12 protein-coding genes are annotated in these 12,525 nt (G+C 42.0%); 1 reads left to right on the plus strand and 11 read right to left on the minus strand.

Annotated elements, in window-relative coordinates:
* The 10 genes from TY15_RS13565 to TY15_RS13610 all read right to left on the minus strand — a co-directional run bounded on the left by TY15_RS13565 (position 1) and on the right by TY15_RS13610 (position 9,467).
* Positions 1 to 1,182, minus strand: coding sequence for a glycosyltransferase family 4 protein (locus TY15_RS13565; RefSeq protein WP_040207146.1), 1,182 nt, complete (start codon positions 1,180 to 1,182; stop codon positions 1 to 3).
* Positions 1,183 to 1,315: 133 nt separating this feature from the next.
* Entirely contained in the window at positions 1,316 to 2,395 is a 1,080-nt protein-coding gene (gene gmd, locus TY15_RS13570; RefSeq protein ID WP_040207145.1) for a GDP-mannose 4,6-dehydratase, read from the minus strand.
* A gap of 20 nt (positions 2,396 to 2,415) precedes the next feature.
* Positions 2,416 to 3,357, minus strand: coding sequence for a GDP-L-fucose synthase (gene fcl / locus TY15_RS13575; protein WP_040207246.1), 942 nt, complete (start codon positions 3,355 to 3,357; stop codon positions 2,416 to 2,418).
* Between the two features lie 19 nt (positions 3,358 to 3,376).
* Complete coding sequence (locus TY15_RS13580; protein WP_392391418.1) at positions 3,377 to 4,054, minus strand: sugar transferase; 678 nt, start codon at positions 4,052 to 4,054, stop codon at positions 3,377 to 3,379.
* Positions 4,055 to 4,076: 22 nt separating this feature from the next.
* Positions 4,077 to 4,970 carry a UTP--glucose-1-phosphate uridylyltransferase GalU gene (gene galU / locus TY15_RS13585; protein WP_040207143.1) on the minus strand — a complete coding sequence of 298 codons (894 nt, stop codon included), beginning with the start codon at positions 4,968 to 4,970 and terminating at the stop codon, positions 4,077 to 4,079.
* Positions 4,971 to 5,359: 389 nt separating this feature from the next.
* Positions 5,360 to 6,124, minus strand: a complete 765-nt coding sequence (locus tag TY15_RS13590) for a tyrosine-protein phosphatase (protein ID WP_040207141.1) — start codon at positions 6,122 to 6,124, stop codon at positions 5,360 to 5,362.
* Positions 6,125 to 6,216: 92 nt separating this feature from the next.
* Positions 6,217 to 6,921 (minus strand): CpsD/CapB family tyrosine-protein kinase, encoded by a 705-nt coding sequence (locus tag TY15_RS13595; protein WP_040207139.1) that lies wholly within the window; start codon positions 6,919 to 6,921, stop codon positions 6,217 to 6,219.
* Entirely contained in the window at positions 6,911 to 7,660 is a 750-nt protein-coding gene (locus tag TY15_RS13600; RefSeq protein ID WP_040207137.1) for a YveK family protein, read from the minus strand. The genes TY15_RS13595 and TY15_RS13600 overlap by 11 nt, the downstream gene beginning before the upstream one ends.
* Positions 7,661 to 7,871: 211 nt before the next feature.
* A complete protein-coding gene (locus TY15_RS13605) occupies positions 7,872 to 8,606 on the minus strand; it encodes a LytR/AlgR family response regulator transcription factor (protein ID WP_040207136.1) in 735 nt (244 codons plus the stop codon).
* Positions 8,607 to 8,687: 81 nt separating this feature from the next.
* Positions 8,688 to 9,467, minus strand: coding sequence for an EAL domain-containing protein (locus tag TY15_RS13610; RefSeq protein ID WP_244440931.1), 780 nt, complete (start codon positions 9,465 to 9,467; stop codon positions 8,688 to 8,690).
* A 111-nt stretch (positions 9,468 to 9,578) separates the two neighbouring features.
* On the opposite strand from TY15_RS13610, the gene TY15_RS13615 reads away from it, so the two are divergent.
* Positions 9,579 to 9,836, plus strand: a complete 258-nt coding sequence (locus TY15_RS13615) for a hypothetical protein (protein WP_040207135.1) — start codon at positions 9,579 to 9,581, stop codon at positions 9,834 to 9,836.
* Here TY15_RS13615 and TY15_RS23200 read toward each other — a convergent pair.
* On the minus strand, positions 9,810 to 12,476 hold the full coding sequence (locus TY15_RS23200) for an ATP-binding protein (RefSeq protein WP_052353774.1): 2,667 nt from the start codon (positions 12,474 to 12,476) through the stop codon (positions 9,810 to 9,812). The two genes, TY15_RS13615 and TY15_RS23200, sit on opposite strands and share 27 nt — an antisense overlap.
* Positions 12,477 to 12,525: the final 49 nt, after the last annotated feature.

A 12,525-nucleotide genomic window follows, 5' to 3' on the forward strand; every position in this document is an offset into this window, starting at 1 on the left:
TTATTTCCCTTTCTTACACTCATTATAAATACCCACTAATTGTTTATAGTTTAATTTAGAATTATACTTTTGTTCAAAAGTTTCCTTTGCACCTTTTGAAAGCACTTTTATAAGGGAGTTATTATTTAATAGGGTATTTATCTTCCTTCGCAAATCTAAATAATCATTATATTTAAATAACAGGCCGTTTTTTTCGTGTTCAATAATCGACGATAAATTACCTATATCTCCTCCGATAACAGGTACCCCTAAAGAAAAACTTTCAACAATAGTCATTGGAAACCCTTCGTACCATTGAGAAGGAACTATGATTGCTTTTGCATAATTAATTATCTTCATTACTTCTTCTTTAGATTTAAATCCGATTAAATCTATATTTTTTATATTATTCTCTTCTATAAATTTTTTTATATCATTTTCTAAAGGACCTTTACCTACAATTACTAGTTTTGACTCTTTTATATCTTTCCAGGCTTCCATTAATACATTTATACCTTTTAATTCATCAATTCTTCCCAAAAATAAGAAATAATCCTCAGTAATTCTTTTATTGGTTGTATTAAAGTTGCCTATAGTATTTGGTTTGATAAATATCTTTTCTTTCGGGATAACAGTAGATAACTTTTGCTTATTAAAGTCTGTTAATGTAATATAACCATCTACTTTTTGGTATGTCTTTAGATTTCTATGAATCCATAAATTAAATGTACTTACCAAGGTTTGTAATAAAGAATTTCGGTAACATTTATTTTTAATTGCGTTTCCTAACCCATTATTTATACAATCTTCACAAATTGATCCATTCCTCGTTAAAGTTGCAGCAGGGCATACTAATCTAAAATTGTGAACTGTTTGTATGACCCTAACTTTGCATTTTTTAGCAGCGTAATACACAGATGGACTAATAAGTGGTAATGTATTATGGATATGAACGACGTCTATTCTTTTCTCTTTAATAATTCTTTTAATATCTCTATATGTTTTTATAGAAAATACCGTTTCAAAAGGAAGTAATATTTTTCTTAATGTATTCTTTACTTTTATTTCATCATTATGTCTAGTATATAAATAAACATTATGTCCATTTTCAATTAATAGACTTTTTTCATTTACTACTACAGTATCTTCACCCCCAGGAATTTGGTAATAGTTATGAACTATTAATATGTTGTCTTTTTTCATGTTTTCACCCTTATTCCTTTGAGTTATATAATTTAACTATAGATGAGACAAGAAAGTTATTCTTGTCTCATCTATAGTTAAATATTTGATAATAAAAATGCAGGTAAGCATTTCTAGTTACCTGCATTTTGAATTAATCAAACATCTTTTTGACTCTAACTTCTTTAAAAACTTTCTCCATATCGTGAATAACCATTATCTTTACCAATTCTTCAAATGAAGTTTTTGTTGGGTTCCAACCAAGTAACGTTTTTGACTTTGTTGGATCTCCTAATAATTGTTCTACTTCAGCTGGCCGGAAAAATTTAGGGTCAACCTCAACTATGACTTCACCTGTTGCTTTATTAATACCTTTCTCTTCAATACCTTGTCCTGTCCATTCAACTTCAATATCTACATGTTTAAACGCCAAATCTACAAACTCACGAACAGTATGCATTTCACCAGTCGCAATAACAAAATCCTCTGGCTTATCATGTTGAAGTATCAACCACATACACTCGACATAATCCTTTGCATACCCCCAGTCACGAAGGGAATCAAGGTTGCCTAACGATAATTTCTTTTGTTTACCTTGCGCAATCCGAGCAGCAGCAAGCGTAATTTTACGTGTGACAAAAGTTTCACCACGTCGCTCTGATTCATGATTAAACAAAATACCGTTAACAGCGAACATATTATAAGACTCACGGTAGTTCTTGGTAATCCAGAAACCATAGATCTTTGCAACACCATATGGAGAACGAGGATAAAATGGAGTGGTTTCCTTTTGCGGAACTTCTTGAACTTTACCGAATAGTTCAGAAGTGGAAGCTTGATAGACACGAGTTTTCTCCGTTAATCCTAAAATCCGAACCGCTTCAAGGATATTTAATGTTCCTTTTGCATCAACATCTAATGTATATCCTGGCATATCAAACGATACACGTACATGTGATTGTGCAGCTAGGTTATAGATTTCATCTGGTTGAATTTCACCGATAATCCGTGTCACATTTAGTGCATCTGTAACATCCCCATAATGAAGATGGAAGTTTTGATTGTTTAACAAAGCATTTGCCTCTTCTTCTGTCAGAAGATCCTCTAAACGCTCTTGGTTATAGGAAGAGCTACGACGAATCATTCCGTGTACTTCATAGCCTTTTTCTAGTAAAAACTCTGCTAAGTAAGATCCGTCTTGTCCCGTTACACCTGTTATTAATGCCTTTTTCATGTTGCCCTCCAAAATAAGTATTAGTTTACTTTTGCTAGTTCGTTCTCTAAAAACCACTGATACGCCTTCTTCAAGCCTTCTTCTAATGAAGTAGTCGCTTTCCAGCCTAAAGAATTAAGCTTCGTTACATCGACTAATTTTCTTGGTGTTCCGTCTGGTTTTGTTGTATCAAATTGAATCTCACCTTTGAACCCAACTACATCTTTAATTTTTTCAGCTAATTCTTTAATCGGAAGGTCCTCACCGACGCCGATATTGACAATTTCATTGCCAGAGTAGGTATTGATTAAGTAGACACACGCGTCAGCCAGGTCATCTGAATATAAGAATTCCCTTAGAGGAGTTCCAGTTCCCCACACCTCTACAAACGGCGCGTTATTTTCCTTCGCTTCATGGAACTTACGCATTAATGCAGGCAACACATGTGAAGTATGCAAATCATAATTATCATTTTCGCCATATAAATTCGTTGGCATCACTGAGATATATTCTGTCCCATATTGACGATTATACGATTGACACATTTTGATACCTGCAATTTTGGCAATTGCATAGGCATCATTCGTAGGTTCCAATTCACCAGTTAATAGATACTCTTCTTTTAATGGCTGTGGTGCCATTTTAGGATAGATACAAGTACTTCCAAGGAACAATAGCTTTTTCACGCCATTACGATAAGCTGCATCAATGATATTTGTTTGGATTAAGAGATTATCGCGGATAAAGTCAGCGGGATATTCATTGTTTGCCACAATTCCTCCAACCTTGGCCGCAGCTAGAAAGACAAACTCCGGTTTTTCTTCTGCAAAGAATTGGTCAACAGCATTTTTATCGCGTAAGTCTAGCTCTTTACTTGTCCGATACACTAAGTTCGTATAGCCTTTTTCTTCTAGCTTCCTAACAATCGCTGAACCAACAAGACCGCGGTGGCCAGCCACATATATTTTCGAGTCATTATTCATCATGTTGAGGACCTCTTTCTTAATAAGCATCTTTTGATCCAAATAACACTAGGACCGTTTTGAAAATAATTTTTATATCATATAATAAAGATCGGTTATGGATATATTGAAGATCCAATTCGACCATCTCTTCAAACCCCAGGCTATTTCTCCCACTTACCTGCCAAAGCCCCGTACAGCCCGGCGCCACCAATAATCTCTTCTTATCATGGTCTGAGTAAACCGCTACTTCTCTTGGTAAAGGTGGCCGTGGTCCCACCAGACTCATTTCCCCTTTTAACACATTAAACAGCTGCGGCAGTTCATCAATACTTGTTTTCCGAATAAACTTCCCTACTTGAGTGATCCGGGGATCTTCTTTCATTTTAAACATCGCACCAGATACTTCATTATGCTTCAACAGTTCCTGTAATTTTTCCTCGGCATTCGATACCATCGAGCGGAACTTATACATCTTAAATTCTTTCCCATTTAGTCCGACACGTTTTTGACTAAAGAAGACCGTTCCCTTCGGATCTTCTACCTTTATTAAGATCGCAATGATCACAAATAGAAAACTCAATAGAATAATCCCACAGGCCGAACCGATGATATCGATTACTCTTTTCATCAGTAAATATGGCTTACTATCATTTACGTATACACTGTTTGGATGTTTCTCTACATAGGAAACATCCTGATTCGCTATATCCGGCAACCGCGACCCCTTCCTTCTCTCTCTATAACATGACTTTTTCTTTTTCTAAACTTAAAACTAGTTCTTTTAAGTAATCAATCATCTCATCATGAAGGTCCTCGTGCTGCAAAGCGAATTCAACGGTTGTCTTCACAAACCCAAACTTCTCGCCAACATCATATCGTTTTCCCTCAAAATCATAAGCAAACACGCGTTGAATCTGATTCAATTTCTGAATCGCATCCGTCAATTGAATTTCGCCACCGGCTCCTTTTTCCTGCTGATCCAGGAACATGAAAATCTCAGGAGTTAGAATATAGCGGCCCATAATCGCTAGATTCGAAGGTGCCGTACCTGGCTTGGGCTTTTCAACAAAGTTATTCACCTGATATAATCGTCCATCCTGTGAGGACGGATCAATAATCCCATACCGATGCGTCTCATTCTCCGGCACCGTTTGAACACCAATCACAGAAGAGAATGTATCTTCATATTGCTGAATCAGCTGTCGTAAGCACGGTGTCTCACTTTGAACAATGTCATCCCCTAACAGGACCGCAAATGGTTCATTCCCGATAAAGTTCCGTGCACACCACACCGCATGTCCCAGTCCTTTCGGTTCCTTTTGGCGGATATAATGGATATCTGCTAGATTGGTAGCGTAGCGGACCTTTTCTAGTATTTCGAACTTTTCTTTTTCAATTAAGTTTTCCTCGAGCTCCATCGCCATATCGAAATGATCCTCAATCGCCCGTTTTCCTTTACCTGTTACAATAATAATATCTTCAATCCCTGCTGCGACAGCCTCTTCGACTATGTATTGAATCGTTGGCTTATCGACAATCGGAAGCATTTCCTTTGGCATTGCCTTTGTTGCAGGTAAAAATCTTGTCCCCAACCCTGCCGCCGGGATGATCGCTTTTCTGACTCTTTTCAAAATACGTTTCCTCCTCTTCTCTTTCACTTAGCTACATATCATCTTAAAGAAAACTCACCGATTGGCGAGCCCCTAAGGGCGATGACAGAAGCGCAGTTGCACTTATGCCTGATAGGAAAGTATACTTTCCTATCGGCCAAAAAAATAAATATCTAATGGAAATACATGTGTTGGCACCTGTTCTTTCATTAGATATTTATTAATATTTTAAATGGGCATCGAACCCTCCCTCACACCATGCTCTTGACGACATGCGTCTAAGGGCCAAACTGAACTAGGCCCCACAGCATGATCGAGTGCCCCCATGGATAACGGACAGGGAACCTCGCCGTTCAGGCAGTTGCCTGAAAGTTTTTTAAATATCCTATAATCCCAATAAAGTTACTCGGTTAAAAGATTTTAAACAACTTCTTCTTCTTAATCCGTTCTGGTACTTCCTTATAGACATTACTACCCTCAATCACTAAGGCGGCATTGTCATCAAACAAATACACCATATCCTCGCCATACGTCGATTGAATCACATCAAACGCTTCACGTAACTTAAACGTTCGGTTTCGGGTATTGTGGGCATCCGAAGCAATAAAATGAGTCAGATTCGCTTCCACTAACTGCAACGAAAACTTCTTAATCTTCTTACCAAAATCACCGCAAATACTCGCTGCCGTCACCTGCGTTAATGCTCCCTTTTTCACAAATTGATAGAGGAGATCAGGCTGTTCAATCAATTGTTGGTTCCGTTCCGGATGAACAATCACCGGGATAAGCCCCTTCATCTGCAGATCATAAAACAGCTTTTCCGTGTAGCGCGGCACCTGGCTCGACGAAAATTCAACCAATACATAGTTCGTCCCATTGATCGGTTGAATCTCGCCTTTTTCAAAACCTTCGACCATTTCGCCATAGATGCGCGTTTCTTGACCAGCCAGGATCTTCAGGTCGATTTTTTCAGCCTGTAAGGCTTGATTTAACTCTATGACTCTCGGTAAAATGGTTTCCTTCGCATTTTCATACTGGTTGTTCAAGTGATGAGGGGTAGCTACGATCGTATGAATGCCTTGTTCGACAGCCTTCTTCGCCATTTCGATACTTTCCGACATATCCCTTGCCCCGTCATCAACACCGGGCAAGATGTGACAATGTACATCAATCATTCGCACACACCTGACTTCCAAAAATATGTTAATACTACCATACTACCACCGTCGAAAGACCCAGTAAAGGGACGTATTTTGTCGAATTTTAATTATTTAGTCCCATAGTAGTAGTAATAATCGCTGTTTTTCAGCTCTTTATGGTTTAATACGACACCAAGTAGCTTGCTTTGCGAATTTTCGAGCAATTCCTTCGCCTTTTTCGATTGCTCAATTTCCGTTCGCTCACTGTACACGACGAGAATCGTGCCATCACATTGCTTGGCAATAATCTGTGGATCGGCTACCGCTAACAATGGTGGTGTATCAAAGATGATGTAATCAAAATGCGCTCTCGCTTCTTCCATAAACTGTTCCATTGATTTCGAACTCAATAATTCTGCTGGATTCGGTGGAATCGGCCCACTCGGTAACACATATAAATCCTGCTCATCAGTGTCGATGATGGCTTTATCTAATGGTTTCTGCTTTGTCAGTACCGTTGTCAAGCCAACGAGATTATTCGCAGCAAACGTATGATGAACAGTTGGTTTGCGAAGATCGGCGTCCACTAATAGGACTTTCTTCCCGAGTTGGGCAAACGTCACGGCTAGATTGGCAGCAGTTGTCGATTTTCCTTCTCCTGGACCAGATGAAGTGATCATGATGACTCTGATTTCTTCATCAATCGACGAGAATTGGATATTCGTTCTGATCGTTCGGTATTGCTCCGAAATCGGTGACTTTGGCGCGAGCGCCGTGATTAATTTTCGTCTACTATCATTACTTCCGACATTCTTCTTCCACTTACGAGCCAAGTGTCTCACCTCTTACCTGTGTTTTTCTTGCGGCGCGTCTCGCTGTCAATTGTTCCATCTGTTGGTCATCAATCGTAGCAATCACTCCTAAGATTGGCAGACCTAAGATTTTTTCGACGTCTTGTTCGTTCTTGATTGTACTATTAAAGTATTCTAGTAAAAAGGCAATTCCGACCCCTGCCATTAAGCCCACTACCATCGCAATCGCGACATTTAATAATGGTCTCGGTTTAATCGGTGCTGGATTGTCGGATACATCCGCTTTCGCCAAAACGCTGACATTATCGATATTCATGATAGTGGTAATTTCCTTCTTAAACACTTCTGCTGTTTTGTTGGCAATTTGCGCAGCCACTTTGGCATCTTCGTCCTGAACAGACAAGTTGACGACTTGCGAGTCTTTTTCACTTCCAACAGTAATCTTTCCTTTAAGTTGGGCTGCCGTCATGTTTAAATCAAGCTCTTTCGCTACGATATCTAAAATCGCCGGGCTTGTGATAATCACATTATAGGTATTAATTAATTGTAGATTGGTTTGCACTTCACTCGGATTGTAAGCTGATTGGTCATTCTTCGTTTGATTGACAAGTATTTGCGTAGATGCCTGATAGGTTGGGGTTAAAAAGTAAAAGCTGATGATTCCACTGATTAATGCAGCAACAACAGTTATTGATACGATTAGCAGCAATCGTTTTTTTAAGGTCTCTAACAACTCTTTTAAACTAATTGTCTCTTCCATTTCGTCCTCCTAAAATCGTAAATACAAAACATATTCTATTATATCACTATTTGTCGGTTCTTTTCCTATTTTGTAAAATTTAATCTAAATTTCTGTCAATACCTCTATTAAACACCTATTTGTAAGAAATTTGAAGAGGAAGTTGTTGATTTCCAGTTATTACAATATCTTGACAGAGGATGAATGGCTCCACAAAAAAGAGGATACCACCTTATGGTTTCCCCATTAATTGATACACTGTATTAATCTGTAGCTTTGAAATATGCGCCTTCCTGCTCGAATGCGCAAAATGAGCCAAATAGGTTTCTCCAAACGAATCAATTTTAACAATTTTACGTAGATTGACGACATAGGAGCGATGGGTGCGGTAAAAGGTGGGCGGTAAGCGCTTCTCAATCTCCTGGAGCGAATCCATCGTTTCAATCCGCTCCTGTTCGAGATAAATGATCGATTTCCGTCCTTCTTTTTCGACATAGAGAATATCATCTATATTGACATATACCACCGTCAGATTGGACTTGATCGCTAGTTTCGTTAACAGTTGCGAACGCTGCTTAGCGGCCATTCTTTTCTGGACCTGCAGGGCAACTTTTGCTTTTTCTAAGGCAATAAACAAGCGGACCTTGGCAATCGGTTTGACGATATAATCGACCGCTGCGAGATTAAAGGCCTCGACGGCAAATTCATCGTAGCCTGTCGTGAAGATGACCTGGAGGCACGGATCTAGGGTCTTGCAGGTTTTGGCGGCGTCGACTCCGTTCACGCCGGGCATATTGATATCAACGAGGACAATCTGCGGCCGTTCCTGCTTGACGAGCTGAATCAGCTCCTCCCCGTTGGCTGCCTCGCCTGTCACTTCATATTCAGGTAAGAGCTCAATATAATGGGTCAGCAGGGTTTTCGACGACAGATCATCGTCGGCAATCACCACTTTAAGGTTCATCATGACCAACTCGCTTTACTTTACTTGATATGTACCACTTCAAGTTATCGTGAATCCCACTCGTTGATCCGTTCTGGGCGGATTCTACTGATGCAGTCGTCCGTTTGGATCGGTCGGTTTCACTTCACGAATTGTCTTCTGTGTTGTCAATTTCTGTGGTCTTCCTAACAGATAGCCCTGAACGAGCGGGACCATTAGGGTTTGTGCTTGCTGTAAATCGATGTCTTCCTCGAGTCCTTCTAAGATGACGACCATCTTGTTGGTGGCGTATGTCAGGAAGAGCGCTAGCATTTGTTGTTTTTCGATTGAGCTGGATAATTCCATCGAGAAGTAACGATCCAATTTTAAATAATCAGGAGAAAATTCGATTATCCTTTGTAAGCCTGATCCGCCTTTGCCGACATCATCGAGGGCGACGAGAAAGCCCATTTCTTTTATGTAGGCGATTCTTTCCTTGATGATGGGCAGCTCCCAGCAATAGTCTTCCTCGATGGCTTCACTTAATTCGAGCACGACTTTACCGCGGATATCTGGAAATGTATTTAGTAGTGTTCCCAAAAAGGCAGGAAATTGCATATGGATTAGGGTTGATGGATAGACATTGAGAAATAATAACTCGTTATCCCAGTGCTGTTCGGAGAAGCGGGCGATCGCTTCTGTGATCGATCGGGTATCGAGGTCGTAAAACGTCCCCTCGGTTCTGGCCCATTCGAAGACACGTTCGATGCTTCCTTCATAGTAGTTGATGGGAAAGCGCACGAGTGCTTCGTACCCGAATACGGTCAAGGAGTCTGCACTCCAGATCGGCTGATAGACGTGTTCTATTTTTTGGATCAGCATGGTACTTAGACGCTCGACGCTCATGTTCATCCCACCATTTCTGTATGACTTTTCAAACTTTGGTAATTTACTGTATATCCATAGTAACTTTTATCCTGTTGACTGTCTATGCCGAAAGACACAGGAAATGTCGAAATGAGTACCTGTCATACAGGGAAAATGACAGAATACGACATAAATTCGACCTTTCGCGACTATTTTCACTATTTTATGCCATTTCGAACATCGATGGCGGAAGTGATTTTTGTGAAAATTCCGCCTAATAACCAAGGGGGATTCCACCAAACTCTTCGGGAATTCCGCCAGATCTTGGAGGATTCCCGCCAAACTTGCTCGGGTTTCTACCAAGCCCAGTTCGGTGATCATTTAAAGGTACTTCATGATCACATGTAAAAACGCTGGCACGTCGATCGGTTTGCTGACATAGTCTGCGAACCCCTTCGCTAGCGCATGCTCGATCTGTTCGGGCATGGCGTTGGCGCTGACCGCAACAACAGGAATCGCTTTGGTGCGGGAATCGGCTTTTAAGCGCGCAACGACTTCCATTCCATTCAGATCAGGCAGATTGATATCGAGCAGAATCACATCAGGCTGCCGCTCGGTTGCGACGGCTAGTCCATCACGCCCCTTCATCTCTGTGAGGAGGCCAATCCCATCAATCGAGCCGAGGATTTCAGCCACCAGCTGTAGGTTCAAGGCATTATCTTCTATATATAAGATCGTAAAGTTGGCATCTTGAAGTGAAGGCTGATCCCTTCCTTCTCGCTGATCCCCAGCGATGACATTCGTATCCGTCACAAGCGGCAGGCTGATCCAAAAATCACTGCCTATCCCTTCCTTACTCGCCACATCCATCGTCCCGCCCATGGCTTGAATCAGCTGCAGGGCGAGCGGCAGGCCAATCCCCGCGCCGTCCTTCGCGACTGCCCCGACGCGATAGAATGGTTCAAAAATGCGCGCTTGTTCCACTAAGGGGATGCCAACCCCATTATCGATGATATGGACGAGCAGGTTCCCATCTCTGCGCTCGGCTCGAACCGTCACCGTCCCGCGCTCACGATTATATTTGATGGCATTATCCAACAGGTTTAAGAGAATTTGTTTGAGCCGTTTCGGATCGGCGCTGACGACAATATCGTCTTGTTGCTGGCAGTCATTACGGATCTCGATGGCTTCTTTGGCAGCAATCGGGGCGACAATTTGCAGGCATTCCTCAATCAGCGGATTAATGATGACCAGTTCTTGGCACATCTTTAGTTTTCCCGCTTCAATCCGCGATAGGTCGAGGATATCGGTAATCAGCGTCAGCAAATGGTGACCGCTATTTTGAATGACCTTGACGAACTTTGCTTGCTTTGGCGTGAGCGTCTCCTCTAGCTCGAGCAATTGTGAAAACCCAAGAATGCTATTCAAGGGGGTACGCAGCTCATGACTCATATGGGATAAGAACCTGGTCTTCGCGTCACTCGCCTGCTCCGCCACTTCCTTCGCCCGCCGGTTCGCCTCTTCCATCCGTTTGCGCTCGGTGATGTCTTCAAATGTCCATAAATGACCGCGCAGCTCCTGATCCATGAAAAATGGAAAATAGCTGCGTTTGACAAAGCGCCCATCGACTAATTCCATTTCCTCGACAACCGGTTCCTGTTTCTCAATAATGCGCGCTACCTTCCTCTTCTCTTCGGCACCATCTTTATAATAGTCATAGTACTGTAGGGCATCTTGCCCGATGCTGTCCTTAATTGATCCGTGAAGATGGAACATGTCATGAAAGGGGCGATTGAGTGCCACCACTTTGCGATCATGACCGACCACAATCATCGCAATCGGCAAATTATCGATGATTGTGCGGCGGAGCGCATGCGATTCATGGAGCTGCTTCTCATTTTCCTTTTGATTGGTGACATCGACGCCTGAACCAATCACCTCTGTGACACGCCCGTTCTCGATAATCGGACTTAATATCACATAATAATCGACACCATTTAAGTTCGCTTCATAGTCGGCGATTTCTCCTGCCCACGCCTTCCGATAGGCTTCGAGCTTCCGGGCAGCCTGATCGGCGGGCAAGACATCCCTCAGTTCTTTCCCGACTAACTTCTCCGGGGTCAGCCCTAGTTTATAGAGCAACGCCCCTTCTGCGAACGTATGGATATAACGCTCGCCCTGTTTCACATATTTGAGCGTCAAGCCCTGCTGCCGTTTCAGGGTATTGGTGACATCCTGCTGGACCTTATCCAGCTCTTGTTTGTAGGCGTGTTCTGTCAGACGCAGCTTCTGCTCGACCCCGTATCGCTCTGAATAGGTGAGGGCAATAATCGTCACGATGATAATAATCGTCGCGAGTCCAAGTGTATATGCCAGCATATTCGTCGATACCGTTAGTTGATGAATCGTTGTCAGATCGCCAACATAGTGGTTTTGGGGCGGCCCTCCCGTAAAAGTAACGGATTCTATCGCCATATAGTGGACACTGGTGATGCAAAAGCCGATAAACGTCGAACCAAGGATTTTCTTCATTATTTTCTTTTCCGTCGTATTGATGATATAGACGGCAAAAAAGTAAATCCCGGCTGACACCGACAGGGCCATGATCACGGCAATGAAGAACAGCACCGTTTTGTACTGAAAGCCATCTTCCGTTTCCATCGATTTCATGCCTAGATGATGCATACCGACCATCGCGATTGCCATCAAGGCCACCGTTAGTGCTTGTCTCCACATCTGCGGTTTTTCTTTTACCAGGGTAAAAAAGAGACAAGCAAGGCCCAGGAAGGCGATGATAAATGAGGCAATGGTGAGCTCGAGGTTATAGCGCGTCAGCATGTGGATGTTGTAGCTGAGCATACCGATGAAGTGCATGGTCCAGATGCCTAGGGCCATGATAAAGGAGCCGGCGAGTGCCCAGGTTTTCTTTTCGGCGGCTTTGGCGCTAGCGATCCTGGTGATGATTTTTAGAGTTGCGAATGAGGTGATGATGGCGACGATAAAAGCTAGGATGACGAGTTTGATGTCGTATAGGCCGGTATAGGTCATGGCGATCCTCTTTCTGTATATTTTATCTATTCGAGCTTTTCAGGCAGTA

Source organism: Neobacillus jeddahensis (genome assembly GCF_000612625.1).
Classification (GTDB): Bacteria; Bacillota; Bacilli; order Bacillales; family Cytobacillaceae; genus Neobacillus; species Neobacillus jeddahensis.